This is a genomic window from Pseudodesulfovibrio indicus (assembly GCF_001563225.1).
Lineage (GTDB): Bacteria > Desulfobacterota > Desulfovibrionia > Desulfovibrionales > Desulfovibrionaceae > Pseudodesulfovibrio > Pseudodesulfovibrio indicus.
This window is the reverse complement of sequence record NZ_CP014206.1, coordinates 3,782,601-3,806,242: the sequence shown is the minus strand read 5'-3', so window position 1 is coordinate 3,806,242 and position 23,642 is coordinate 3,782,601. Positions and strand designations below refer to the sequence as shown.

Below are 23,642 nucleotides of genomic sequence, written 5' to 3'. Positions count from 1 at the left end.
GGGTCGCCGGGCTTGACCTCCGTGACCGGATGTTCTATCAGAGAGTCAGTCAATTCGATTGACGCAGATGCAGCCGCGCAGCTTTTTCAAGGATCGCCGCGCGGCATGTATCTTTTTTAGCTTTTGCGTTTTTGAATACTTTTAGAGAGGTTTTTCCGACATGGACCGCATTCCCATTTCTAAGCAGGGTTACGAAAAAATCACCCAGGAACTGGAGGATCTGAAGGCGCAGCGTCCGGCCATCATCCAGGCCATCGCCGAGGCGCGCGCGGAAGGCGATCTCTCCGAGAACGCCGGCTACGACGCCGCCCGCGAGCGCCAGGGCATGCTGGAGGCTCGCATCTCCTACATCAACTCCCGCATGCCGCTGTTCGACGTGCTCGACCTGGACACCCTCAACGGCGAACGGGCCATCTTCGGCGCCACCGTGGTGGTCGAGGACCTGGACACCGAAGAGCGCCGCAAGTTCACCCTGCTCGGCCCCGACGACGCGGATCACAAGAAGGGCACCATCTCCGTTCTCTCCCCCATGGGCCAGGCCATCCTGGGCAAGGAGGAGGGCGACGAGGTCGTGGTGGACGCCCCGCGCGGCCGCATCGAATATGAAATCGTCTCCGTCCAGTTTCTCGGCGCTGCCGGGCTGGACCTGAAATAGCGCATTCGCGCCGCCAAGCGCAGACCCGCCCCGCCGCCCAAGGGCGGCGGGGCTTTTTACTGATGCCGCACACGCCCGTCGACACCAATGGGGAATTCGACCCCGCCGTCTCCTGCAGGGGGTGGTGCGCCCGCTGCGCGCGGGAGCACTCCCTGCCCGTGGGCCCGGCGCGCGGTCCGGCCCTGGCGCTGCTTGAGCGCATGGAGCGGGAAGGGCGCATCGACTTCGAGGCCCCGGAGCCGGACCCCCGGTTCTCCGTCGGCTACCTGGACGGCGAGGCGCGCGGCCAGATGTTCGGCGTGCTCGTGGCCCGCGACAAGGCGGGCGCGACCGTTGCCCTGAAGGCTTTTTCGGGCCAGTACAACTCCGCCTGGGAGGTGGAGGGCTGGGCGCCGCCGCTCCTGGACACGGCCCGCTTCCGGCGCGACACCTTCGAGGCCGAGCAGCGGATCAAGTCCATGGGCCGCGAGATCGCGGGGATTCCCGCCGGGTCGCCCTCCCGCGACCTGCTCATCTACCGCCGCAAGGCCGCATCAAGGACCCTGATGCAGGAGATCCACGCCATGTACCGGCTGCCCAATTTCCGTGGAGAGACCGTGCCGCTGCCCCTGGCCGTGCACGGCGACGGCGGGGTGCCCACCGGCACCGGCGACTGCTGCGCGCCCAAGCTTCTGGGGCTGGCCGCCGCACAGGGGCTGGTTCCCCTGGGGCTGGCCGAGTTCTACTTCGGGCGGACCAACCGGTCCGGGACCCGCGAGCACGGCCGCTTCTACCCGTCCTGCCTGGACAAGTGCGCCCGCATCCTCGGCCACATGCTGTGCGGGCTGGAGGACGCATGACCATCCCCCCCGGACTGGACGTGATCTACGCGGACGACGCCGTGGTGGTGGTCAACAAGCCGTCCGGCCTGCTCTCCGTGCCCGGCAAGGGCGAGGCGAACCAGGACTGCGTGGCCGCCCGCGTCAAGGCGGCCTATCCCGGGTGCATCGACCAGCCCTCGGTCCACCGGCTGGACCAGGACACCTCCGGGCTGCTCGCCCTGGCCCTGACGACCGAGGCCCACCGCGACCTGTCCATGCAGTTCATGGACCGGCTGGTGGGCAAGCGCTACACCGCCCTCATCGACGGCGTGCTCAAGGAGCCGGGCGGGGTCATCGAGCTGAAGTTCCGCCTGGATCCGAACAACCGGCCCTATCAGGTCTACGACGCGGCCAAGGGCAAGCGCGGCGTGACCCGCTGGCGCAACCTCGGCGTGGAGGACGGCCGGACCCGGGTGGAGTTCATGCCCCTGACCGGTCGGACCCACCAGCTCCGGCTCCACGCGGCCCACGCCAAGGGGCTGGGCTTTCCCATCGTGGGCGACAGGCTCTACGGCACCGGCACCGAACCGGGCCAGCTCAAGCTCCACGCCTCGCTGCTGCGCTTCCGTCATCCGGTCACGCGCGAACCCATGGAGTTCGTCTCTCCGGCCCCGTTCTGACGCGCTTCCCATTCCCGTGCGGAAGGGGGGCTCCAGATGCCATTTTTGTGTTATTTTCACCGTCCTTTCCGGCGCTCCTGCGGATTTTTCTGAATAGGCCGGATTTGCAGGACAATTTTCTTTTTTACCCATCGGCGGACGGCTGCAAAAAATTAACATGGATGTGAAAAAGTGCATTGTTTTTTGCAAAATTGTCATCACCAAAGGGGGAAAAGGGGTCGTTAAACTACATTTTCGTAGTTTTTCACTGGCCCGGCCAAAACCGGCTTGATGTATCCACCTGGTTATACGCGCTTTTTATTGTTTGGCATGTAACTTGGTATAGTGGGCGTCTAGACAACAAGGGTCAGGCGCCCTTTGGCCCGGCCGGACGCCGGAAAACCCATATTTACCTGCCTGGAAGGAGTATTTTACATGAGCGGATACCAGACTCGTCAGAACGCTATCAATGCGGTGACCAACTACAAACCCAGCATCGAGCCCCTGAACTTCGCCGAGACTTCCCCGGCCGAGATCTTCGGTTCCAACGTCTTCAACGACAAGGTCATGAAGGCCATGCTGCCCAGGGACGTGTACAAATCCCTGATGAAGACCAAGCTGGCCGGCGAGAAGATGGATCCGTCCATCGCCGGGCCGGTGGCCGCCGCCATGCGCGAGTGGGCCATGGCCAAGGGCGCCACGCACTACACCCACGTTTTCTACCCGCTGACCGGCCTGACCGCCGAGAAGCACGACGGCTTCCTGAACCCCGACGGCGAGGGCGGCGCCATCGCCGAATTCGACGGCAAGCTGCTCATCCAGGGCGAGCCCGACGCCTCCTCCTTCCCGTCCGGCGGCCTGCGCGCCACCTTCGAAGCCCGCGGCTACACCGCCTGGGACGTGACCAACCCGGCCTACATCCTGGAAAACCCCAACGGCACCTTCCTGTGCATCCCGACCGCCTTCGTCTCCTGGAAAGGCCACGCCCTCGACAAGAAGACCCCGCTGCTGCGCGCCAACCAGGCCCTGAACAAGGCCGGCCGCCGCTTCCTGAAGCTGTTCGGCTCCGACGACGGCTCCATGGTCGTCTCCAACGCCGGTCCGGAACAGGAATACTTCCTGCTCGACCGCAACTTCTTCTTCGCCCGCCCCGACCTGATGGTCTGCGGACGCACCCTGTTCGGCGCCAAGCCCTCCAAGGGCCAGGAGCTGGATGACCACTACTTCGGCGCCATCCCCCGCCGCGTGCTCTCCTTCATGATGGAAGTCGAGCGCGAGCTGTACAAGCTGGGCGTGCCGGTCAAGACCCGCCACAACGAAGTGGCCCCCGGCCAGTTCGAGATCGCCCCGGTCTACGAGCAGTCCAACCTGGCCACCGACCACAACCAGATGGTCATGACCATCCTGAAATCCGTGGCCAAGAAGCACGGCATGGCCTGCCTGCTGCACGAGAAGCCGTTCGCCGGCATCAACGGCTCCGGCAAGCACCTGAACTACTCCATCTCCACCCCGTCCCAGGGCTCCCTGTACTCCCCGGGCAACACCCCGCACAAGAACATGCAGTTCCTGGCGGTCACCGCGGCCACCATCCGCGCCGTGGAGAAACACGCCAAGCTGCTGCGCTCCGTGGTCGCCACCGCGGGCAACGACCATCGCCTGGGCGCCAACGAGGCCCCGCCGGCCATCATCTCCATCTTCCTGGGTGAAGAGCTCGCCGAGATCTTCAACCAGATCGAGCTGGGCGACCTCAAGGGCTGCAAGTCCAAGGGCTGCCTGGAGATGGGCGTCGACTCCCTGCCCCCGCTGCCGCTGGATTCCGGCGACCGCAACCGCACCTCCCCGTTCGCCTTCACCGGCAACCGCTTCGAGTTCCGCGCGGTCGGTTCCAACCAGTCCATCGCCGGTGCGCAGGTTGCCCTGAACACCATCATGGCCGAGTCCCTGGACTTCATCACCGACGAGATCCTGAAGCTCACCGGCGGCAAGAAGGCCGGTCTGAAAGAGGCCTGCCAGAAGGTCCTGCAGGAGATCATGAAGAAGCACGGTCACGTGATCTTCAACGGCGACGGTTACGCCGACGCCTGGCAGAAGGAAGCCGCCAAGCGCGGTCTGCCGAACCTGAAGACCACCCCGGAAGCGCTGCCCGCCATGATCGAGCCCGAAGTCGTCGCGGTCTTCGAGAAGTACGGCGTCCTGTCCAAGGACGAGCTGCACTCCCGTTACGAAATCTACCACGAGCAGTACTGCCAGCACATCACCACCGAGTCCCTGCTGGTCGTGAAGGTCGCCAAGACCATCATCCTGCCCGCCGCCATCCGCTACCAGGGCGAGCTGGCCTCCGTCGCCGCGTCCATCAAGGCCGCCGGCATCGAGCCCCGCACCACCCTGCTCCAGGAAGTCACCGACAAGCTGCGCGACCTGCAGGAAAACATCGGGACCCTGGAAAAGATCATCGCCAAGGAAGGCTTCAAGTCCATCGAGGAAGAAGCCAAGTACAAGGTCTCCAAGGTTCTGCCCGCCATGCTCGCCGTCCGCGAAGTGGCCGACGCCCTGGAAGGCATCGTTGCCGATGATCTGTGGCCGCTTCCCAGCTACCAGGAAATGCTCTTCATTAAGTAGGGCGCACTCCAAAAGCGTAAAGACAAGGGCTCCGGCGTTGCCGGGGCCCTTTTTTTACGCTTTTGGAGTGCTGGCGGCGGCTTCCGATAGCGGGCCATCCGCACATTTTTTCCGGGGGGCTTTCATCCTCACGTAGACGGCTATCGCTGCTGTCGACATCTCTAAGACCGAGCGAGCTCGGCCTAAGAGCTGACGCATGCTGCGGTGAAAGCCCCCCGGAAGTACCTAAGGCATAAGATCTTGTACGGCTCGAAGACTCGCCTACAATTCACTTAAAAATGCACGGCTGACCCACTCTCGACAAATCCGCAGGACAGCGGATTTGGACGTTGCGGTCTTTCCGCAACGCCCCGAAGGGGTGAGCCCCAGGACGGGGCGAATCAAAGCCTCGCTGCCTACGGTCGCGGGAGGGGGGGGAAGAGCCGCTTCGCTCCAAAGAGGAGGGTTGCTCCTTTCGTCGTGCGGGGAGAGAGCCGCTGTTCGAGGCTGCGCCTCGAAGACGCTCCAAAGAGGTGCGTTGTCCGCTTTGGCGTCAAAGAGAAGTGCTGTTCGAGGCTGCGGCGCCTCGAAGACGCTCCATGGGAGGACCTTCGGTCGGAGCGGCGGGGTATGAAAGCCGCTGTTGGGGTTACGCCCCAATGCGCTCCGGGGTTCGATAGACGGGGCTGTGGGAGGGGCGCTGTTCGAGGCTGCGTCTCGAAGACGCTCCAAAGAGGATTTTTGTACGTTTGTCTGAGTAGGAGAGCCGCTGTTCGAGGCTGTCGCCTCGTAGGCGCTTCAGGAAGATGAAAAGGAGGGCGGGGGTGTCCGCGAAGCGGCGATAAAAAGCTTTGGAAAAGGAAGGGGATGGGGGTCCGGGGGAAGGGGAAGGAAAAAACCTTTCACGAAAGGTTTTTCCTTCCCCTTCCCCCGGCCGCCGGAGGCTCTACGAACCGTCGGAGATTTTGAGGGTTCCGGCCTGGGTGCCGTCGTCGGTCCATTCCAGTTCGATCTCGCATTTGGCCTTGTCCTTCTTGCGGGCCAGCTTGAGTTCGACCTGCATGGAGTCGGCCACGCCGAGGACCAGGGTGCCGTCTTCGTTCTCGGCGCGGATGACGCCGGATTCCAGCGAGTCCGCCAGGTCCTTGAGGTAGGCCACGACCTGGGGTGTGTCCATGGTCTGCTTGATCTTGATCTTGCCTTTGCCCATCGGTTCCTCCGTGGCGTTTTCGGCGGACCGGAACAGCCCGCTGGTCATGGTTCGGGTATGGTCGCGTCCGTCGGCGGCGCAGGCCGGGGGGGGCTGGACGGGGGCCGGGGCCTGTGCCGGGGCGGCTCCCGGGGCCGCGTCGGGCGTGACCCATTCCAGGGGGTTGGTTCCGAGTCGCACGTCGCTCATGGCGCACCTCTGCGGAGCAGCTCCAGGGCCAGGTTTCGGTAGTCGGCGGCCCCGTTGCTCCGGGGTTTGTAGGTGAAGATGTCCTGCCCGAAGCTGGGGGCCTCGGCCAGGGAAATGTTGTCCCTGATTGCCGTCTCCAGCAGGGCGTGGCCGAAATAATCCCCGATCTTGCGCCGGATCTCGCGGTTGAGCTTCTTGGTCCGCTGGTACCGGGTCATGACGATGCCGGTCAGGGCCAGCTTCGGGTTCCAGCCCGAGCGGATGGCCTTGACCGTCTCCATGAGTTTGCCCAGGGATTGCAGGGCCAGGAACTCGGGCTGCACCGGGACCAGCAGCTCGCCCGCCGCGACCATGGCGTTCAGGGTGAGCATGCCGAGGTTGGGCGGGCAGTCGATGATCACGAAGTCGAAGCCCTGGACCGCTGAAAGGGCGTCGCGCAGCCGGGTCTCGCGGCCCTCGGCCGAGGCCAGGTCCACCTCGGTCCCGGCCAGGGCCACGGAGGCGGGGACCACATGCAGTCCGCCCACCTCCATGGTCACGCTGTCCAGGGGGCATTCGCGCAGCAGGACCGCGCCCATGGTCCGGGGCAGCTCGTGGGCCATGATGCCCAGGGAATAGGTCAGGTGGGCCTGCGGGTCGAGGTCCAGGAGCAGGACCCGCCGGTCCTGGCGGGCCAGGGCCGCGCCGAGGTTGACCGCCGTGGACGTCTTGCCCACGCCGCCCTTCTGGTTGAGTACGGCGATGATGCGCATGGGGCTCCGGGGCTAGTGGGTGGTCTGCAGGGTGATCTTCTTGATGACGTACTCCCGGCCGTAGCGGCAGGACAGGGCGTTGATGCGCTCCAGAATCCGGTCGCGCTCCTCCTCCCGGGGCATGCTTTGGTCGGGAATGCCGAACAGGTCGGCCACCTCGTTCCAGTCAAATATCTTGTCTTGGATGTCGGTCATGATTCCTCCGTCCGTAAGGGACATCAGGTTATTGCTTCTTGGCGGGCTTGGCTGCTTTCTTATCCGCCTTTTTGGGCTTGGCCGCCTTCTTTTCCGCCTTTTTCGCGGATTTGTCGTCTGCCTTGGGGGCCTTGGGAGCGGTCTTGGCGGGCGGGGCGGCCTCCTCGCGGGTGGCCGGAGGCTGCGCCTCGGTCTTGGTGGCGGGCGCGGCGGGTTCGGGCCTGGTGGCGGGCGGAGCCGCGGGCTCGGTGTCGCTGATCTTCAATTCGGCGCGGGGCGCATCGGTCCAGCTCAGCTCGAAGGCGACCTTCTGCTTGCCGTCCTTGATCTTGGCCTCCACCTTGATGGCCACCTGGGCCGAGGGGGTCATGACCACGTGTTCCTCGCCGCTCTCGATGACGATGGAGCCGGACTTCAGGCTCCTGGCCAGGTCCTCCATGTAGCCCACGGCTTCCTTGTATTCCAATACCTTCTTGACGCTGATCTTCTGTTTTTCCACGTTCGCAACCTCCTTTCCGGGTTGGCCGTCAGCAAAGGGACAGCAGGAATTCGCTCAATCTCAATCCGTCTATGTCGGGACCGCCGGTCTCGTTGACCAGCGGTGCGTCGATCACGGTAAAGCCGTTTTTCGCCAGCCGCTTGCGCCCGATGCCGCCCTCGTACTGGCCGTGCTTGGCGTCCACCAGGACATAGCCCAGGACGTCGGAGTCGGACGGCGCGCCGGTGCGGCGCAGCTGGGCGCAGAGGCGTTCGGCCCTCTCCGCCACGGACAGTCCGGGTGCCTCCGGGTCCAGACCGGTGCTGGGCACGAACACCTTGGGGCAGGCGTTGGCGGCCACGGCCGCGCCCACGCCGTTCATCAGCAGGTTGGCCATGACGCTGGAATAGAAGCTGCCGGGCGGGTAGCAGATCAGGTCCGCCTTGCCGATCCACCCCTTGACCTTGTTGCGGATGGAGGCCGCGGCGGGTTTGTCCGAGTCCAGGGAATCGGTCAGCCAGAGGTCCTCAATGGAGGAGTCCAGGGGCCCGGCCTCCTTGCCGGTGATCAGGTGCTGGCCGACCACGGTCCGGCCGTCGGCCAGCCGCACCGCCAGGTGCAAGTCCTTGTTGATGGTCGGGCGGACCACGCCGCAGACCTGGACCAGCTTGGAGAAGAGAAAGATGACCGGGTCGAGCTGGCGGCGGTTGGACAGGTACCCGGCGGTCAGGACCAGGTTGCCGATGGACGCGCCCGCGAGGTTGAAGTCGCCGGGCATGCGGTCCAGGAACTCGTAGAAGTGGTTGCGGATGATCTTGCGCATTGGGTCCGGGATGCACCGGACCAGGGGGTGGTTGCCCCCGGCCATGGCGTCCAGCTCGGCGCGCAGCCTTTCCGGCTCGCCGTCCTTGGGCAGCCGGTGGGTGAACAGGTTGTATATCTCCGGGTTGCCCTGCACGGACTGGTCGGCCAGGGCCATGAGCCGGTTGCGGATGTCGCCCACGGCGGGCATGCCGAAGGCGCGCCGGATGACCGCCGAGCTGCCCCCGGAGTCGAAGGGCGTGATCAGGTGGATGGAGTTGTGGGTGAAGCGGATGAGCGCGCGCGAGGTGTCCCGCAGGGCGGTGCCGCCGCTGAAGAAGAGGACGGACGGCCCCAGCTCCGGGGCGCGCCGGAACCGTTCCAGCTTGCGGGGATCGGGGATGGTCACATCCCTGGTGACGCGGATTCGCACTCGTTTTCGCTCCTTGTCGTGGGCCTAGAGACGGCCCGTTTCCATGAAGCGCAAACATACCTCGGAAGCGCGCTCGAAGTCCACGCCTCCGGAGATCTCGATGAGGTCGGCCTTGGACAAAAGCTCGGCGTACGCCTCCAGGGGCGGATCGTCCCGCCGGGCGGGGTTCTCCGGGAGATAGAACAGCCCGGTGGACTTCATGAACGCGGGCAGCAGATCCTTGCGCAGCAGGGGATCGACCTTGGCGGCGCGCATGGGCGACTCGTCCCGCTTCCAGTTGAGGATGATCAGCGCGTCCATGGGGCAGCGCAGCTCGAACCGGTTCGGGCCGTAACAATGGTCGATGAGGGCGTCGTACTTGTGCTCCAGCCGCCACAACTCCTCGGCGGGCAGGTTCAGGAACGTCTCGCGCAGGTCCGGTTCCACGATGCAGCTCAGGTCCGGGTTGTGCAGCGCGGTGCCGGGGTTGATGCGCGGCTGCTTGGCCACGCCGAACATGGTCAGCCCGTGCCCGTTGTCCTCGACCATGACCCGGTCGTTGCTGATGAAGGTGGTCCCCTTGCTCATGAGGTGCAGGGCCAGGGTGGATTTGCCCGCGCCGGAGAATCCGGCCAGGGCGATGCCGCGCTCGCCGAAGCGCACGCCCGCCGCGTGGCCCAGGAACCCGCCGGAATTGAGTTTCCACTCGATGAACCGGTTGTTGACGAAATTGATCACCTGGTTGGCGTTGGCGAGGCACGGCCCCACGGCCACGTTCTCGCCCTGGCCGAAGAGGAAGTGCATGCCGGTCAGCCGCTTGCGGACCACGCGCCCGTCGGGCAGGTCGATCCACTCCTCCTTGATCTTGGTCTTGCCGGGATCGGGCTGCTTGGCCGCGAATTCGAGGTCCGTCTCCGGCGGCTCGGCCTCGTGGGCCGAAAGCACGATGGTGGGGACGCCGCCCCCGGCCAGGAACTCCTTGAAGTAGTCCTCAAGAGCGTCGTGCAGCGCGTCGGTGGTGGTGTCCACGCGGATGACGCAGCCGCCGAAATCCAGGAGCAGCTTGCGGGTGGCGGGGTAGGTCTCCTTGATCTCGCGGGCCAGTTCCCGCCGGGTGTCGCCGGTCAGCTTCATTTCAGTTTCTCCATGACGTAGTCTGCGTAGCGGGCCGCGGCGTCGATGCCGCTGGTCTCCTGGATGCCCCGGAAGCCGCCGAACACCGAGACCTCGAACACGTAGGGGCCGTCCTCGGTGATGGCCACGTCCACGCAGGTGAAGTCCAGGTTGAAGTCGGCCTGCGCCCGGCGCGCCAGCTCGATGATTTCGGGCGACGGCTCGTAGGGCCGGTACTTGCCCCCCGAGGCCGTGGTGGTGTTCCACGCCCCGTTGGTCTTGCACCGGGCGTAGGTGGTCAGGTACTCGCCGCCCAGGAAGGCGATGCCCAGGTCCAGGTCGCCCAGGTCGATGGTCTTCTGGATGTACAGGATCGGGTGCTCAACCTTGTATTCCTCGATGGCCGCGCGGGCGTCCGGCCCGTGTTTCAGGATGAACATGCCGCGCGCCTTGGAGGTGTAGAGCGGCTTGAACACGGCCTCGCCGTAGTGTTCGAGGGCGGTCAGGGCCTGGTCCACGGACTCGGTGACGGTCGTGGGCGGCATGGGGATGTCCTTGAGCTGCAGCGAGATGGTGCAGGAGAGCCGGTCCAGGGCGCGCAGGATGGCGTAGGGGGAGCTGAAAATCCTGAGCCCCCGCTCGTGCAGGTAGCGCAGCACCTCCAGCCGGTCCAGGAGGTCCGGGGAATAGCGCGAGCCGATCTTCTTGATGATCAGCGCGTCGAAGTCCCTGAGGTTGTGCCCGTTGTAGAAGGCGTCGCCCGAGGGCAGGTCCAGGCGCACGTCCGCCATGTCGATGAGCACGCGCTCGCCGCCGGTCTTTTCGGCCACGGTGTCCGCGAGTTTCTCCGAGGACCAGCCGCCCTCCACGCCGATGACTCCAATTTTCACGAATGCGCTCCTTTCGGGCTAGTAGTACAGAATGTCCTCGGGCAGGGAGAACTGCTCCCAGTCGCCGCCCCGGTATTGGCTGATGCGTTCCAGCAGAAACATGGACCGGTTGTACATCTCCTTGGCGAACTTGTGGTTCAGCTCGAACCGCGTGGAGGTGTAGAAGGACCGGGCCAGGGCAAAGGCCAGCCGGGCCTGGAGGGTGTGGTCGTCGTGCTTGGCGGCGAACCCCTTCACGAACCCGTAGAACTGGCTGATGACGCTGTTGATCCGCCCCCGGTGCTCTCCGTCGAACAGCGGCATGCGGAAGTTGGACACCAGGAAGACCGAGGCGTCCTGCACGTAGTCGAAGTCGCGCGAGCGGTAGAGGTCGATGTAGTGTATCTGCTGGGCCTCGTGGTTGTAGACCACGTTGTTGATGTTGAAGTCGCCGTGGATGAAGACCGAGAAGGGCGCTTCCAGCTCCCCCTCTATCTCGGCGCAGGCCGTGAGCAGGGCGTCCGTGGACAGGACCTCGGCCCCGCCCAGCCGCTTGGGGGCGCGCCAGAATTCCGGGTGGGTCTGGAGCACGCCGTCCAGGCGCGATTGGATCTGGCGGATGTAGTCGGTCTTGAGCGGCAGTTCGACCATGGTGGTGGTCCAGGTCTCCAGCACCGTGGACTCGAAGATGAACAGGGCGTTGCGGACCAGCTCGCCGTCCCCGGACAGAATGACCTCGTCCAGGGTGCAGCCGTTCAGGAACTCCACCAGCATGGCCCCCTTGTCCTGGTCCTCGTGGAATCCGTAGATGTCCGCCACCAGGTTCGGGAAGATCCGCTTCCAGCGCAGGATGGACTCCCGCTCCTTGCGGATCTTCTCCAGGCTCCCTTCCTTGTAGATGGATCCCTGCCGCTTCTCCTCGGTGGTCAGCCCGTTCTCGCGCTGCTCCACCTTGCCGATGCGGCAGCCCGACCGGGTGCCCCAGATGGCGCTGAAGTCGATGTCCGAGAACGAATCGCCGAACCCGGACTTGGACAGGGTCTGCTGCAGGGCGTCGAACTGCTCGATCTTGATCCGCTCGCCGAGCAGCGAGAAGATGACCGCCTCGCCGATGTTCAGGAGGGCGTCGCCCACGCGCTCGAAGTAACGGAAGATGAACAGCACCGTGACCAGGGACTGGGCGTCGCGGCCCATGCCCATCTCGTTCATCACCCGGTCGAAGCGGACCTTGTAGATGTCGTCGAGCATGGGCTCGGCCTTGCAGATGTAGAGCGCGCGGGACATGTCCTCGCGGTGGAAGGCGTCGAGCACCGCGCCCAGCCGGTCCAGGATGACCTCGAAGACCTCGCCGTAGCCGTAGCGCTGCACGAACGACTGGTCGTCGAGGTATTGCATCTGTTTGACGATGTTGACGAAATAGTCCGCGATCTTCTCAAGGTTGACGCAGATCACCTGGATGGCGCGGATCTTGTTCACCTGCCGCTGGTCCAGGGACTGGTCCGAGTGGATGCGCGAATAGCACTTGTTCTCGATGATCGTCTTGAGGTTGTCGATGTAGTCGTCGCGGGACGTGATCTTCGCGTATCGCTTGCGCGACGGCGCATCCATGAACTTCTGCGTCGAGCGGGCCTGGTTCTCCACTTCGAGGACGATGAACTTGAAGTTCTCGCCCAGTCCTTCAAATGTGACCATGGCGCTCAGCGGACCTTGAGGAAGGCGTTCCCGGTGTCCTGCGCCTCAGGATTCTCCTTCCACGCCACCTTGATGGACAGCTTGTTCTCCGGCCCCTTTTTCTTGGCCTTGACCATGAACTGGAGCAGCCCGTTGGGGGCGAGGTGAATCTCGTCGCCGTTGGTGGTCAGGGTGATGGACTTGTTCTCGAATCCCTCCACCAGGGAGGTCAGGAACTCCTTGATGGTCTCGCAGTCCTGCAACGAATCGAACACGAATTTTTCTTCGGCCATGATTACCGCCTATCCCGCCAGGCGGGCTTTGTACTCGCTGATGACGGAACGTCTGGAGATGTTGTTGACGATCAGTTTCTTGCGCACGCCCAGGTCGTCCCAGGCGGGTTGCAGCCCGATCTCGCGGGCCGCCTTTTCCGGGTCCTGCTGGTCCGCGGGCTTGGTCTTCTCCCCCATGTGGCAGTCGTCGCCCATGAAGATGAGCACGTCGCGGCCCGAGGTCCTGCGCTCGTTGCGCTCGTTGACCACGGAGATCAGGAACTCGGTGTACTCCCGGGACTGCGGGTTCCAGACCTCGATGCCGTCAACGTCGTAGTTGCGCAGCAGAATGGGCCAGAACTGCTCCGGGTGGGGGATGACGATGCACCCGCCCAGGGACCGGACCTCCTCGATGACCTCACTGGCGCGGTAGAAGAAGGACAGGTTGAACCCCTCCTTGACCAGCGCCTTGACCGCCTTGAGGTAGGCCTGGATGCGGTCGGTGGCGGTGTCGCCCAGCTCCGGGCGCATGGCGTCGAACCAGTTGCGCAGCAGCTTGTTCTTCACCGAGAGGCGCGGCACGTCGCTCCAGCGCTCGTCCAGGAGGCGCTCCACCTTGGCGACGTTGACGCGCACGAACTCGATCAGCTCGCGATCCGCGCCCGTACCCCTGGCCGCCCGCGCGATGCGGTCCTCGTCGGGTTTGGTGATGGTGTGCATGAACTCGAACAGCTGGCCCGAGCGGTACTTGAAGGTGTGGGCGAGCATGGACTTGAGCACGCCCGCGTCCTTCACCCTGTCGTTGGCGAAGTGCAGCAGGAGCTGCACCTTGCGGTTGAAGCCCGAGGAGAAGCAGTCCACCTCCACCCCGGTGTGGCCGTCCCAGCTCATGAGCTGGTTGTGCTGGGTGGGGATGAGCAGCTCGTCCGTGCGGTTGGGGAACATGGCCTCCACCCGGGTGCGGATGTGCTCCATGGGCACGAACTCCGGGTGCCAGTGCACGGCCAGCAGGGCCTCCTGCCGGACGTGGACGCTCGGCGGGGTGACGACCTGCTCGACCTGCCACGGTTCGAGATCGGTGGAGACCACGGCGTTGAACCGGGCCACGTCCGCTTCGGTGATCTCCTCGGCGGCCACCGCCGGGAAGGCGCACCCCTGGGGCCCGTTCGTTTCATTCTTGATCAGTTTCATGGAATACCCTTCGGGCCTGGTGTTTCAATCGTACTTGGCGTGGCAGCGGCTCTTCTCGTGGACCAGGGCGTCCACGGCCGCGTGCATGCGCTCGATGTCGCCGGACGCGTAGGCCGCACGGAATTCGTCGCACACGGCGGTGTATTGTTCGTAGAATTCATCGCCGTAGCCGGGGTAGGTGACCATCAGGGCCGAATCGGCCAGGAACGCCTCCACGGCCTCGGCGGGCGGAACGCTGCCGTCGTGGATCATCTTGACGAGAATCCGGAAGCTGCCGCGCATGCGCTTCTTGAGGTCCTTGTATTTGGGTTTGGCCGGTTCGCCGGTTTCGGAATCCACGGCCGGGACGCAGGGGGCGGCGGTCTTGAACTTGGCCTTGAGGTTGATCTGCCCGTATTCCTTTTTCACGCGGATCTTGATCTTGCTGAAATCCTCGACGCAGGCGAGCTCGCCTTGCCCGCCGTTTTCCACGGCGTCGGCCAGGTTACGAAAGAACTCCGCCAGTTCCCTGGATTCGAGATATCTGCTGATGGTCGCGTCGTCGCTCATGAATGGGGTCTCCCTTTGGGTTTGATGTTCAGTTACATACCGATAAAAAACGGTTCGGCACAATGCGCGGCGCGGAATTGTCACAATTGTTCACATTCCCGACGGTCGGACCCGCCGCGCGCGTTCCCTTTTTGCGGGAATGTTGGTAGGCAGCGACAATACCCGGAGGTTGCCATGCATCGAGTCCTCGCCACGTTGATCCTCGTCCTGGCCGTGCTGTGCGGTCCCGGCGCGCCGCAGGCCTTTGACCTGACCCTGCTGCACGTCAACGATTCCCACTCCTACCTCGACCCCACCACGGACAAGATCCGGCCTCAGGGAAAAGAGACCTACGCCAAGCTCGGCGGCTGGGCCAGGCTGACCACCCTGGTGGACAAGGCGCGTGCCGAGCGGGAGAACGTCCTGCTGCTGCACGCGGGCGACGCGGTCCAGGGGGACCTCTATTTCCTCAAGTACGGCGGCAGGCCGGAGATGGAGTTCCTGGACCGGCTGGGGTTCGCGGCCATGACGCTCGGCAACCATGAATTCGACAAGGGGCCGGACTTCCTGGCGAACATGCTCGGGTACGCCAAACTGCCGGTGCTCAGCGCCAACATGGACGCGTCCGAGGTTCCGGCGCTGGCCTCGCGGGTCAAGCCGTACATCGTGGCCACGGTCGGCGGCGAAAAGATCGGCATCATCGGCCTGACCATCCGGGAGACCGGGGTCATCTCCGCTCCGGGCAAGGTGGCTTTTTCGGACGAGGCCCAGGCCGCCGACCTCTACGTGCGCGAGCTCCAGGCGCGGGGCGTGAACAAGATCGTGCTCCTGACCCACGTGGGGTTCGGGGTTGACAAAATGCTCGCGGCCAAGGTGCACGGGGTGGACGTTATCGTGGGCGGCCATTCCCACACCCTGCTCGGCGGCCCGGACGGCATCGGGGCCATGGGGCTGAACCCGGCGGCACCGTATCCCGCCGTGGTCAAGGGCGCGGACGGCGGCGACGTCTACGTGGTCACGGCCTGGAAATGGGGCAGGGTGCTCGGCCGCCTGGACCTGACCTTCGACGACGAGGGGCGCGTGACCCGCGCCGAATCCAGGCCCGAGCTGGTCCTGGGCGACACGTTCCGGCGCAAGGACGCGGGGGGCAGGAAGGTCGAGGTCCTGGGCGCGGACCGCGAAGCGCTGCTCGCGATGATCGACAACAATCCCGAAACCGCGGCGGCCGCCCCCGACGCCGGGGCCAGGAAATTTCTGGGACCGTTCGCCCAGGGCGTGGAGGCCATGCGTACCGAGGTCATCGGCAGGGCGGTCCTGCCCCTGCCGCACATCCGCGTGCCGGGCGTCACCGACTCCGGCGAGAGACTGCCCCACGGCAGCCTGCTCGCCCCCCTGGTCTGCCGCTCCATGCTCGACAAGCTCGGGGCTACCGGCAGCCCGGCGGACATCGCCCTGATGAACGGCGGCGGGGTGCGCATCTCCATTCCCGAGGGCGACATCACCGTGGGCACCGTGTTTTCCATGATGCCCTTCAACAACACCCTGTTCGTCCTGAAGCTGACCGGCAAGGAGGTGCGTACCGCCCTGGAGACCGGCGTGGCGCGCGGCGGCGGGGCGTTCCCCTACGTGGGCGGCCTGCGCTTTGCCGCGGACATGAACCAGCCCGAAGGCAGCCGGGTCCACGCCGTGGAGGTCCTGGGCCGCGAGGGGAGCTGGCAGTCCCTTGTCCCGCACCGCACCTACTCGGTGGTGACCAACTCCTACCTCGCCTCGGGCGGCGACGGGTACGAGGTCCTAAAAAGGGCCACGGACCGCTACGACACCGGGTTCGTGGACTCCCTGGTGTTTCTGGATTTCGTCAAGCGCAAGCGGACCCTCAGGCCGCTGCCCTCCACGGGAGTGACCTACATTCCGGGCCATTAAGCCAAGCGGGAGCAAAAGAGAAACGGGGGGGCGGGTCGACGCTCCCCCGTTTTTTTCGGGATGCTAGCAGGCCACCCACTCGCCCAGGTCGGCGCTGCGCCGCAGGGTCTCCAGGACGTGCATGTTGTCCAGGGCGTCCGTGAGCGGGGTGGGGACGTCCGTGTCGTCCAGGATGGCCCGGGCGAACAGCTCGGCCTGGAGCGCGTACTGGTCGCAGACGTCGAAGGTGATGGTCTCGATGCCGCCCGCGGCCCCCTTTTGCAGGAGGATGGAGCACGGCTCGTCCGGCGGGGCGTTGAACGGGATGAGGATCTCGATGCGCCCGTCGGTGCCGAAGATGTTCACCCGCTGGTAGTCGGCCAGCTGGGTGGAGCAGGTGAAGGCCGAGACCCTGCCGCCGAAGTCCATCATCCCGGAGAAGACCCGGTCCGTGCCGAACTCCGGGTCCACGTCCGCGAACCCGGCCACCCGGTCCGGTTCGGCACCGAACAGGAAGCGGGACAGGGAGATGTTGTAGCAGCCGATGTCCATGAGCCCGCCGCCGCCGATGTCCGCCATGTTGCGGATGTTGCCGGGGTCGGCGTTGAAATAGGAAAAGAACGACTGGATGGTGGTCATGCGCCCGATGGCCCCGGACAGGGCCAGCTCCCGCGCCCTGATCCACTGCGGATGGTGGCGGTACATGAACGCCTCCATGACCTTCAGCTCCGGGTGCGCTTCGGCGGCGTCCAGCAGGGTTTGGGCCTCGCCGGTGTCCAGGCCGATGGGCTTTTCACAGAGCACGTGCTTGCCCGCGTCCATGGCGGCCAGGGACCAGTGCACGTGCAGGTGGTTGGGCAGCGGGATGTACACGGCGTCGATGTCCGGGTCGGCCAGGAGCGCTTCGTAGCTCTCGAACGCCTTGGGTATGTTCAGCTCCTCGGCGGCCTTGCGGGCGCTCTGCGCGTTGCGCGAGGCAATGGCCGCGACCTCGCAGCCCGCAGCCCGCTGCATGGCCGGAATGACCTTGGTGCGGCCGATCTTGGCCGTGGAAAGAACGCCTATGCGAATCCTGTTCATGATCCCCCCTGGGGTTGACGGTGTCGGTTCCCGGCAAGTATAAACGGATTCCGACATCACGCAAGCGGTCCCCCGCGAGCGCCCCGACCAAGCCAACCAACCCGGAGAGAGAATGAGCGATTTCAGCAACGTGACCGTAGCCAGGAAGGCGAACGTCTATTTTGACGGCAAGGTAACCAGCCGGACCATCACCTTTGCCGACGGCGGCGTGAAGACGCTCGGCATCATGCTGCCCGGCGAATACGAGTTCGGCACGGCCAAGGCCGAACACATGGAGATCACCTCCGGCGAGCTGTCCGTGCAGCTGCCCGGCATCGACGAATGGGTCGCGGTGACCTCCGGCCAGACCTTCAATGTCCCGGCCAACGCCAAGTTCCGGCTCAAGGTCGCGACCGTCACCGATTACTGCTGTTCCTACCTGGACTAGGGGGCGGAATGTCCGATCAAGGCCAGCGCATCGAATTCGGCGACAGCGGCCCCTATCTCTTTCAGGAAATCGACGTCCAGCCCGAGGGCATGCTGCTGGAGGACCATGCGGTCTGCCTGCTCCGGTTCGAGGGGCTGTACCTGCCCGTGGCCCTGGCCGCCTGCGCGCCCATGGCCGAGGCCCTGACCCAGATGGAGCAGACCGCCATGGGGCCGGAGCGCGAGGGCATGATTCCCCTGGAGTTCGACCTCTCGGAAACCCTGGAGCTTCCCCTGCTGACCTCGGTGGCCGGAGAGAGCTTCCAGCACGGCGAGACCGTGTATCTCGACGTGTTCTTCGACCAGACGCGGGCGCGCCTGTGCTTTTCCATCCTCACCGCGGCGGCGGTGGGACAGATTCTATCCCAGCTTCCGAAACAGGAGTAGGACATGGCCGGAGGGCGGGGCTGCCGCAGGGGACTGAACGCGCTCGGCCGCATTGCGGCCGTGGTGGCGCTGGCCCTGTTGCTGGCGGTCCGCGCGGCTTCGGCCCTGGACGAGATCGTCCTGACCAGCGGCGACTGGCCGCCGTACTACTCCCCTGAACTGGCCTTCGGCGGGGCGGCCAACCAGGTGGTCGCCGAGAGCTTTGCCCTGGCCGGGATCCACGCCTCCTTCGTGTTCGTGCCGTGGCGCCGCGCCCTGGAGATGGCCCGCACGGGCAAGGCCCAGGGCTCGGCGGGCTGGATGCGCATGGCGGACCGCGAGCGCGATTTCCTGTTCAGCGACCCGCTCTTCGAGTCCGTCCGGGTCTTCTTCCACCGCAAGGACACCCCCTTCGACTGGTCCTGTCTCGACGACGTCAGGGACTTGCGGGTGGCCGTCACCTTGGGCAGCGCCGAGGAGTTCCAGCTGGAGGAAGTGCTGTCCAGGGGCGAGGGGAGGCTGGATATCGCCAAGGACTACGCCTCGGGCATGAAGAAGCTGCTCCTGGGCCGGGTGGATGTCTACGCCTGCAACCTGGCCGTGGGGCGGTTCGTCCTGGATCACCGGGTGGGGCCCGGCGCGTCCGCCATCATCCACCATCCCCGGCCGATCTTCTCCGAGACCAACCACCTTCTCCTGGACCGCAACCTGGTCGGCGCGGAGGAACTCATGGCCCGGTTCAACGAGGGGTTGCGGAAACTCCGTGAAAACGGCCGCTACGACGTCATTTTTCGGGATATCTCCGGCCCTCGCTGACCATCCGTTCCGTTTTTCCCCTTTTCACCCACAATTATGTGACGCCATGTTGACAAAAAGGCGGCGGTGTGAAATTTTCATGGGTGCACCGCAAACGTTTGCGGCAACGTTTGCGCCCCGCTTCGGAACCCATGGGATCACCTGGGGAAATCCTGTGCCGGGGCGATGTTTCGGGGGAGAAAATGCAGTTCGAGGATCATCCGCACAGGCGGTTCAACCAGCTCACCGGCGAGTGGGTCCTGGTCTCTCCGCACCGCACCAAGCGGCCCTGGCAGGGCCAGCAGGAGCAGCCGGACCGGGCGACCCTGCCCGCCTATGACAAGCAGTGCTATCTCTGCCCGGGCAACGGGCGCGCGGGCGGAGCGGTCAATCCCGACTATGCCGACACCTTTGTCTTCACCAACGATTTCGCCGCGCTGCTGCCCGAAGGGGCGGAGCAACCCCCGGCAACGGACAACCACTCCCTGCTGGTGGCCGAGCCCGAGACCGGCGTCTGCCGCGTGATCTGCTATTCCCCGCGCCACGACCTGACCCTGGCCCGGCTGGGCGCGGCCCAGGCCGCCAAGGTGGTGGACCTGTGGTGCGAGGAGTCCGTCTCCCTCGGCTCGCGCGCCGATATCGGCTACGTCCAGATCTTCGAGAACCGGGGCCAGGCCATGGGCTGCTCCAACCCGCACCCCCACGGCCAGATATGGGCCACCCGGTCCGTGCCCATGATCCCGGCCGCCGAGGACCGCCGCCAGCACGCGCACCGGGCCGAAAAGGGGACCTGCCTGCTGTGCGACTACCTGAGCCTGGAGCTGGCGCGCGGCGAGCGGATCGTCTTCGAGAACGACTCCTTCGCGGCCCTGGTCCCGTTCTGGGCCGTGTGGCCCTTCGAGACCATGATCCTGCCCAAGGCGCACCTGGCGGACGTCGCGGCCATGGACCCGGCCCAGCGGCGCGACCTGGCCGACGCCATGGTCCGGCTGAACATCCGCTACGACAATCTTTTCGAGACCTCGTTCCCGTATTCCATGGGCATCCACCAGGCCCCCTCGGACGGGGCGGACCATCCCCACTGGCATTTCCATCTCCATTACTACCCGCCGCTCCTGCGCTCGCGCACGGTCCGGAAATTCATGGTCGGCTACGAGATGATGGCCATGCCCCAGCGCGACCTGACCGCCGAGGCCGCCGCCGCGCGGCTGCGCGAACAGCCGGAGGTCCATTACATGGACCTGCCCGATGCCGGGGAGAACGCATGACCGACCTGCTGTCCGCGCACGTGCGGGGGCTGGAGGACGGCTCCCTGGACCCGACCCTGGCCGCGATGTACGGCCCGGAAGCGGTCCCGGCCCAGCGCGCCCGCTACCTCTCCCTGCTCGGCCGCATGGGCGACTGGCTGGGCCAAGGCGGGGCGACCCTGGTCGTGGCCCCCGGGCGCACCGAGCTGGGCGGCAACCACACGGACCACAACCTCGGCGTGGTCCTGGCCGCCGCCGTGCATTTCGACTGCCTGGCCACGGCCCGTCCCAACGGCGGGAACACGGTCCGGGTGCGCTCCAGGGGGTTCGACGGCGAGATCGTCGTGGACCTGGGGGACCTCGCCCCGCGCGCCGGGGAGGAAGGCAGTTCCACCGCCCTGGTGCGCGGCGTGGCTGCCGGGCTGGCCAAGCGCGGTCGGACCATCGGCGGGTTCGACGCCTGCGTGGACGGCGCGGTGCCCATGGGCGCGGGGCTGAGCTCCTCGGCGGCCTTCGAAGTCCTCATCGGGCGCGTGTTCAGCGAACTTTTCAATGACGGCGGGGTCACGCCCCTGGAGCTGGCCCTGACCGGGCGCGAGACCGAGAACGTCCATTTCGGCAAGCCGTGCGGGCTCATGGACCAGCTGTCCAGTGCGGCCCAGGGCATCCTGTCCATCGACTTCGCCGACCCGGCGGCCCCGGTGGCCACCGAGGTGGATTTCGATTTCGGGACCACCGGCTACCAACTGGCCGTGGTGGACACCGGCGGCAGCCACGCGGACCTGACCCCGGACTACGCGGCCATCCCCGAGGAGATGGGGCGGGCCGCCCGCGCCCTCGGGCAGGACCACGCGCGCGGGCTGACCGTGGACCAGGTCCTGGCCCACGCGGGCCGCGTGCGCGAGGCCGCCGGGGACCGGGGCGTGCTGCGGCTCATCCATTTCATTGAGGAAAGCGACCGCGCCGTGGAGCAGGCGCAGGTCCTGCGCGCGGGCGACATGGAGCGGTTCCTGAAGCTGGTGGCCCGGTCCGGCGACTCCTCCTGGCGGCTGCTCCAGAACTGCATCTCGGCCACGGACCCGCTGGACCAGCCCATCCCCCTGGCCCTGACCCTGACCGAGCGGTTCCTGTGCGGGCGCGGCGCGTGCCGCATCCAGGGCGGCGGGTTCGCCGGGACCATCCAGGCCTACGTGCCCAAGGAGCGGTTCGCGGCCTACACGGCGTTCATGGAGGACGTCTTCGGCCCGGGGGCGGTCATGCCGCTTCGGGTGCGCAAGCCCGGCTTCGAGCGCATCGGCCCCGGCGGGGAGGGGACCCGATGACCCCCTTCACCATCAAGGACCTGGCCCGCGAGCTGGGCGTGTCGCCGTCCACGGTGTCCCGCGCCCTGCGCGACCATCCGGACATCAGCCCGGCCACCAAGCGGCGCGTGACCGAGGCGGCGCAGAGGCACAACTACCACCCCAACCAGCTCGCCCAGTCCCTGCAGAAGAAGCGCAGCAACACCATCGGGGTCATCGTGCCGGAGATTCGACACCACTTTTTCTCCAACGTCATCAGCGGCATAGAAGAAGTCGCCTACGACAACGGCTACATCATCATGGTCTGCCAGTCCAACGAGACCCTGGCCCGCGAGATCATCAACGTCCAGGCCCTGGCTGCCAACCGCGTGGCCGGGCTGCTCATCGCCATCTCTTCGGAGACCACCCGGTACGAGCACCTCTCCGGGGTTATCCGCCAGAACGTGCCCCTGGTCCAGTTCGACCGCGTGGTCGAATCCCTGGACACCGGCAAGGTGGTGGTGGACGACTACGCGGCGGCCTACGGCGCGGTGGTCCACCTGATCGAATCCGGCTACCGGCGCATCGGCCACATGGCCGGGCAGGAGGGCATTTCCCTGAACCGCCACCGTTTCGAGGGGTACCGCGACGCCCTGGCCGACCACGGGCTGGTCCTGGAGGAGAAGTTCCACCTCCACGGCGGCTACCGCGAGGAGGACGGGCGCGACGGGGCCGAGCGCTACCTGTCCATGGACGAACTGCCCGAGGCGATCCTGGCCATCAACGACCCGGTGGCAGTGGGCCTGTATACCCGGTTCAAGGAGGCCGGGGTGCGCATCCCGGAGGACGTGGCCCTGGTCGGGTTCTCCGACACCCCGGAGGCCGCCCTTCTGGACCCGGCCCTGACAACGGTGTTCCAGCCCGCCCAGGAGATGGGCCGGGCCGCCGTCTCCCTGCTGCTCCGGCAGTTCGAGGAGGGGGCCGACTTTTCGCCCGCGCCCGTGACCCTGCCCACCGAACTGATGGTGCGCGGCACCTCCGCGCCGAGGAGGCGTCCATGAACGTGACTTCGATCCCCTTCGGCACGGGGCCGGGCAACGTCCCGGTGGAACTGTACACCCTGGTCAACGGGGAGCTGTCGGCCTCGGTGTGCACCTACGGCGGCGCGCTGGTGCGGCTGCTGGTCCCGGACCGGCACGGCGCGGCTGAAGACGTGGTCCTCGGGTACGAAACCCTGGACGGCTACCTGGCCGACCAATGCTATTTCGGCGCCCTGGTGGGGCGGGTCGCCAACCGTATCTCCGGGGCGCGGTTCACCCTGGACGGGCGCGAGTACGCCCTGGACCGGAACCACGGCGCGCACCACCTGCACGGCGGGGGCGGGGGTTTCCACGCCAAGGTCTGGGGGGCCGAACCGGGCGAGGGCGCGGACGGACCTTTCCTGACCCTGCGCTGCGAGAGCCCGGACGGGGACCAGGGATACCCCGGCAATGTGGCCGTGACCGCCGTCTACACCCTGTTGGCCGACGGGCTGCGGCTGGATCTGTCCGCCACAACGGACCGGCCCACGGTGGTCGGCCTGACCGGCCACGCCTATTTCAATTTTTCCGGACGGATGGATCGGGACTGCCTGGACCACGTCCTGACCATTCGGGGGCAACGCTATCTGGAAACGGACGCGGAGCTGATCCCCAACGGGAAACTGGCCGGGACAGCCGGGACCCCGCTCGACTTCTCCACGGCGCGCGGGGTGGGCGAGCGCATCGGCGAGCCGTCCGAACCGCTGGCGGCGGGCAAGGGGTACGACCACTGCTACGTGCTCGACGGACACGGCTTCCGTTCCGTGGCCACGGTGGAGGAGCCCGGCTCCGGGCGCTGCATGGAGCTCTTCACGGACCAGCCGTGCCTGCAGTTCTACTCCGGCAATTTCATTCCGGACGGGTTGCCCGGCAAGGGCGGAACGGTGTACGGTTGGAGGTCTGGATTGTGCCTGGAGCCGCAGGGGTTCGTGGATGCGCCCAACAACCCCGGGTTCCCCTCCCTGACCCTGGTCCCTGGCGACGAGTACCGGAACACTATTTTGTACAGGTTTTTCACCAAGTAGCGCCATCACG

Annotated in this window: 24 protein-coding genes; 12 read left to right on the top strand and 12 right to left on the bottom strand. The window is 65.9% G+C overall.

Annotation, left to right across the window (positions count from 1 at the left end; all coding sequences use genetic code 11):
• Positions 1-160: 160 nt before the first annotated feature.
• The 4 genes from greA to AWY79_RS17305 all read left to right on the top strand — a co-directional run bounded on the left by greA (position 161) and on the right by AWY79_RS17305 (position 4,733).
• The gene (greA, locus tag AWY79_RS17320) at positions 161-655 is read left to right on the top strand and encodes a transcription elongation factor GreA (protein ID WP_066806636.1); all 495 of its coding nucleotides are present in this window, start codon (positions 161-163) and stop codon (positions 653-655) included.
• 62 nt (positions 656-717) lie between these two features.
• A complete protein-coding gene (locus tag AWY79_RS17315; RefSeq protein ID WP_066806634.1) occupies positions 718-1,494 on the top strand; it encodes a hypothetical protein in 777 nt (258 codons plus the stop codon).
• Positions 1,491-2,135: an RluA family pseudouridine synthase gene (locus AWY79_RS17310; protein WP_066806631.1), complete on the top strand. Its 645-nt coding sequence runs from the start codon at positions 1,491-1,493 to the stop codon at positions 2,133-2,135. The genes AWY79_RS17315 and AWY79_RS17310 overlap by 4 nt, the downstream gene beginning before the upstream one ends.
• Positions 2,136-2,549: 414 nt before the next feature.
• Positions 2,550-4,733: a glutamine synthetase III family protein gene (locus AWY79_RS17305; protein WP_066806629.1), complete on the top strand. Its 2,184-nt coding sequence runs from the start codon at positions 2,550-2,552 to the stop codon at positions 4,731-4,733.
• Positions 4,734-5,658: 925 nt separating this feature from the next.
• Here the strand turns inward: AWY79_RS17305 and AWY79_RS17300 are convergent.
• From AWY79_RS17300 to AWY79_RS17250, 11 genes are read right to left on the bottom strand one after another with little or no spacing between them, the layout of a single operon-like run.
• Positions 5,659-6,111, bottom strand: a complete 453-nt coding sequence (locus AWY79_RS17300) for an amphi-Trp domain-containing protein (protein ID WP_066806627.1) — start codon at positions 6,109-6,111, stop codon at positions 5,659-5,661.
• Positions 6,108-6,863, bottom strand: a complete 756-nt coding sequence (locus AWY79_RS17295) for a ParA family protein (RefSeq protein WP_066806625.1) — start codon at positions 6,861-6,863, stop codon at positions 6,108-6,110. Before AWY79_RS17295 ends, AWY79_RS17300 begins: the two co-directional genes overlap by 4 nt.
• A gap of 12 nt (positions 6,864-6,875) precedes the next feature.
• Positions 6,876-7,058, bottom strand: a complete 183-nt coding sequence (locus AWY79_RS17290) for a hypothetical protein (protein ID WP_066806623.1) — start codon at positions 7,056-7,058, stop codon at positions 6,876-6,878.
• A 28-nt stretch (positions 7,059-7,086) separates the two neighbouring features.
• Entirely contained in the window at positions 7,087-7,557 is a 471-nt protein-coding gene (locus AWY79_RS19160; RefSeq protein ID WP_066806621.1) for an amphi-Trp domain-containing protein, read from the bottom strand.
• Between the two features lie 28 nt (positions 7,558-7,585).
• Positions 7,586-8,770: a GAK system CofD-like protein gene (locus AWY79_RS17280; RefSeq protein WP_066806619.1), complete on the bottom strand. Its 1,185-nt coding sequence runs from the start codon at positions 8,768-8,770 to the stop codon at positions 7,586-7,588.
• 24 nt (positions 8,771-8,794) lie between these two features.
• Complete coding sequence (locus tag AWY79_RS17275; protein WP_066806617.1) at positions 8,795-9,883, bottom strand: HprK-related kinase B; 1,089 nt, start codon at positions 9,881-9,883, stop codon at positions 8,795-8,797.
• Positions 9,880-10,752: a GAK system ATP-grasp enzyme gene (locus tag AWY79_RS17270; protein WP_066806615.1), complete on the bottom strand. Its 873-nt coding sequence runs from the start codon at positions 10,750-10,752 to the stop codon at positions 9,880-9,882. Before AWY79_RS17270 ends, AWY79_RS17275 begins: the two co-directional genes overlap by 4 nt.
• Positions 10,753-10,770: 18 nt before the next feature.
• Positions 10,771-12,423, bottom strand: coding sequence for a phosphate signaling complex PhoU family protein (locus AWY79_RS17265; RefSeq protein WP_066806613.1), 1,653 nt, complete (start codon positions 12,421-12,423; stop codon positions 10,771-10,773).
• Positions 12,424-12,428: 5 nt separating this feature from the next.
• Positions 12,429-12,695, bottom strand: a complete 267-nt coding sequence (locus AWY79_RS17260) for an amphi-Trp domain-containing protein (protein ID WP_066806612.1) — start codon at positions 12,693-12,695, stop codon at positions 12,429-12,431.
• A gap of 9 nt (positions 12,696-12,704) precedes the next feature.
• Positions 12,705-13,865: a PHP domain-containing protein gene (locus AWY79_RS17255; RefSeq protein WP_066806609.1), complete on the bottom strand. Its 1,161-nt coding sequence runs from the start codon at positions 13,863-13,865 to the stop codon at positions 12,705-12,707.
• Positions 13,866-13,889: 24 nt separating this feature from the next.
• Entirely contained in the window at positions 13,890-14,414 is a 525-nt protein-coding gene (locus tag AWY79_RS17250; RefSeq protein ID WP_066806602.1) for a GAK system XXXCH domain-containing protein, read from the bottom strand.
• A 174-nt stretch (positions 14,415-14,588) separates the two neighbouring features.
• Here AWY79_RS17250 and AWY79_RS17245 point away from each other — a divergent pair, with 174 nt between their 5' ends.
• Positions 14,589-16,316 (top strand): bifunctional metallophosphatase/5'-nucleotidase, encoded by a 1,728-nt coding sequence (locus AWY79_RS17245; protein WP_066806600.1) that lies wholly within the window; start codon positions 14,589-14,591, stop codon positions 16,314-16,316.
• Between the two features lie 63 nt (positions 16,317-16,379).
• On the opposite strand, the gene AWY79_RS17240 is transcribed toward AWY79_RS17245, so the two are convergent.
• Positions 16,380-17,375 carry a Gfo/Idh/MocA family protein gene (locus AWY79_RS17240; protein WP_066806598.1) on the bottom strand — a complete coding sequence of 332 codons (996 nt, stop codon included), beginning with the start codon at positions 17,373-17,375 and terminating at the stop codon, positions 16,380-16,382.
• Between the two features lie 112 nt (positions 17,376-17,487).
• Here AWY79_RS17240 and ppnP point away from each other — a divergent pair, with 112 nt between their 5' ends.
• The 7 genes from ppnP (at position 17,488) to AWY79_RS17205 (ending at position 23,632) form a co-directional block, all read left to right on the top strand.
• A complete protein-coding gene (gene ppnP, locus AWY79_RS17235) occupies positions 17,488-17,802 on the top strand; it encodes a pyrimidine/purine nucleoside phosphorylase (protein ID WP_066806597.1) in 315 nt (104 codons plus the stop codon).
• 8 nt (positions 17,803-17,810) lie between these two features.
• Positions 17,811-18,227, top strand: coding sequence for a hypothetical protein (locus AWY79_RS17230; RefSeq protein ID WP_066806595.1), 417 nt, complete (start codon positions 17,811-17,813; stop codon positions 18,225-18,227).
• A gap of 3 nt (positions 18,228-18,230) precedes the next feature.
• The gene (locus tag AWY79_RS17225) at positions 18,231-19,022 is read left to right on the top strand and encodes a substrate-binding periplasmic protein (RefSeq protein ID WP_078063851.1); all 792 of its coding nucleotides are present in this window, start codon (positions 18,231-18,233) and stop codon (positions 19,020-19,022) included.
• Positions 19,023-19,204: 182 nt separating this feature from the next.
• A complete protein-coding gene (locus AWY79_RS17220; protein WP_066806593.1) occupies positions 19,205-20,269 on the top strand; it encodes a UDP-glucose--hexose-1-phosphate uridylyltransferase in 1,065 nt (354 codons plus the stop codon).
• Positions 20,266-21,570, top strand: coding sequence for a galactokinase (locus AWY79_RS17215; RefSeq protein WP_066806592.1), 1,305 nt, complete (start codon positions 20,266-20,268; stop codon positions 21,568-21,570). The genes AWY79_RS17220 and AWY79_RS17215 overlap by 4 nt, the downstream gene beginning before the upstream one ends.
• Positions 21,567-22,589 (top strand): LacI family DNA-binding transcriptional regulator, encoded by a 1,023-nt coding sequence (locus tag AWY79_RS17210; RefSeq protein WP_066806590.1) that lies wholly within the window; start codon positions 21,567-21,569, stop codon positions 22,587-22,589. Before AWY79_RS17215 ends, AWY79_RS17210 begins: the two co-directional genes overlap by 4 nt.
• The gene (locus tag AWY79_RS17205; RefSeq protein WP_066806588.1) at positions 22,586-23,632 is read left to right on the top strand and encodes an aldose epimerase family protein; all 1,047 of its coding nucleotides are present in this window, start codon (positions 22,586-22,588) and stop codon (positions 23,630-23,632) included. Before AWY79_RS17210 ends, AWY79_RS17205 begins: the two co-directional genes overlap by 4 nt.
• The last annotated feature ends 10 nt before the right edge of the window (positions 23,633-23,642 follow it).

Bases quoted from the DNA above. Each gene is read 5' to 3' on its own strand.
- AWY79_RS17305 (WP_066806629.1), top strand. From the start codon at position 2,550: ATGAGCGGATACCAGACTCGTCAGAACGCTATCAATGCGGTGACCAAC.
- AWY79_RS17240 (WP_066806598.1), bottom strand. From the start codon at position 17,375: ATGAACAGGATTCGCATAGGCGTTCTTTCCACGGCCAAGATCGGCCGC.
- ppnP (WP_066806597.1), top strand. From the start codon at position 17,488: ATGAGCGATTTCAGCAACGTGACCGTAGCCAGGAAGGCGAACGTCTAT.
- AWY79_RS17265 (WP_066806613.1), bottom strand. From the start codon at position 12,423: ATGGTCACATTTGAAGGACTGGGCGAGAACTTCAAGTTCATCGTCCTC.
- AWY79_RS17205 (WP_066806588.1), top strand. From the start codon at position 22,586: ATGAACGTGACTTCGATCCCCTTCGGCACGGGGCCGGGCAACGTCCCG.
- AWY79_RS17225 (WP_078063851.1), top strand. From the start codon at position 18,231: ATGGCCGGAGGGCGGGGCTGCCGCAGGGGACTGAACGCGCTCGGCCGC.
- AWY79_RS17215 (WP_066806592.1), top strand. From the start codon at position 20,266: ATGACCGACCTGCTGTCCGCGCACGTGCGGGGGCTGGAGGACGGCTCC.
- AWY79_RS17275 (WP_066806617.1), bottom strand. From the start codon at position 9,883: ATGAAGCTGACCGGCGACACCCGGCGGGAACTGGCCCGCGAGATCAAG.
- AWY79_RS17210 (WP_066806590.1), top strand. From the start codon at position 21,567: ATGACCCCCTTCACCATCAAGGACCTGGCCCGCGAGCTGGGCGTGTCG.
- AWY79_RS17220 (WP_066806593.1), top strand. From the start codon at position 19,205: ATGCAGTTCGAGGATCATCCGCACAGGCGGTTCAACCAGCTCACCGGC.
- AWY79_RS17245 (WP_066806600.1), top strand. From the start codon at position 14,589: ATGCATCGAGTCCTCGCCACGTTGATCCTCGTCCTGGCCGTGCTGTGC.
- AWY79_RS17255 (WP_066806609.1), bottom strand. From the start codon at position 13,865: ATGAAACTGATCAAGAATGAAACGAACGGGCCCCAGGGGTGCGCCTTC.
- AWY79_RS17260 (WP_066806612.1), bottom strand. From the start codon at position 12,695: ATGGCCGAAGAAAAATTCGTGTTCGATTCGTTGCAGGACTGCGAGACC.
- AWY79_RS17300 (WP_066806627.1), bottom strand. From the start codon at position 6,111: ATGAGCGACGTGCGACTCGGAACCAACCCCCTGGAATGGGTCACGCCC.
- greA (WP_066806636.1), top strand. From the start codon at position 161: ATGGACCGCATTCCCATTTCTAAGCAGGGTTACGAAAAAATCACCCAG.
- AWY79_RS17250 (WP_066806602.1), bottom strand. From the start codon at position 14,414: ATGAGCGACGACGCGACCATCAGCAGATATCTCGAATCCAGGGAACTG.
- AWY79_RS17310 (WP_066806631.1), top strand. From the start codon at position 1,491: ATGACCATCCCCCCCGGACTGGACGTGATCTACGCGGACGACGCCGTG.
- AWY79_RS17315 (WP_066806634.1), top strand. From the start codon at position 718: ATGCCGCACACGCCCGTCGACACCAATGGGGAATTCGACCCCGCCGTC.
- AWY79_RS17295 (WP_066806625.1), bottom strand. From the start codon at position 6,863: ATGCGCATCATCGCCGTACTCAACCAGAAGGGCGGCGTGGGCAAGACG.
- AWY79_RS17230 (WP_066806595.1), top strand. From the start codon at position 17,811: ATGTCCGATCAAGGCCAGCGCATCGAATTCGGCGACAGCGGCCCCTAT.
- AWY79_RS17290 (WP_066806623.1), bottom strand. From the start codon at position 7,058: ATGACCGACATCCAAGACAAGATATTTGACTGGAACGAGGTGGCCGAC.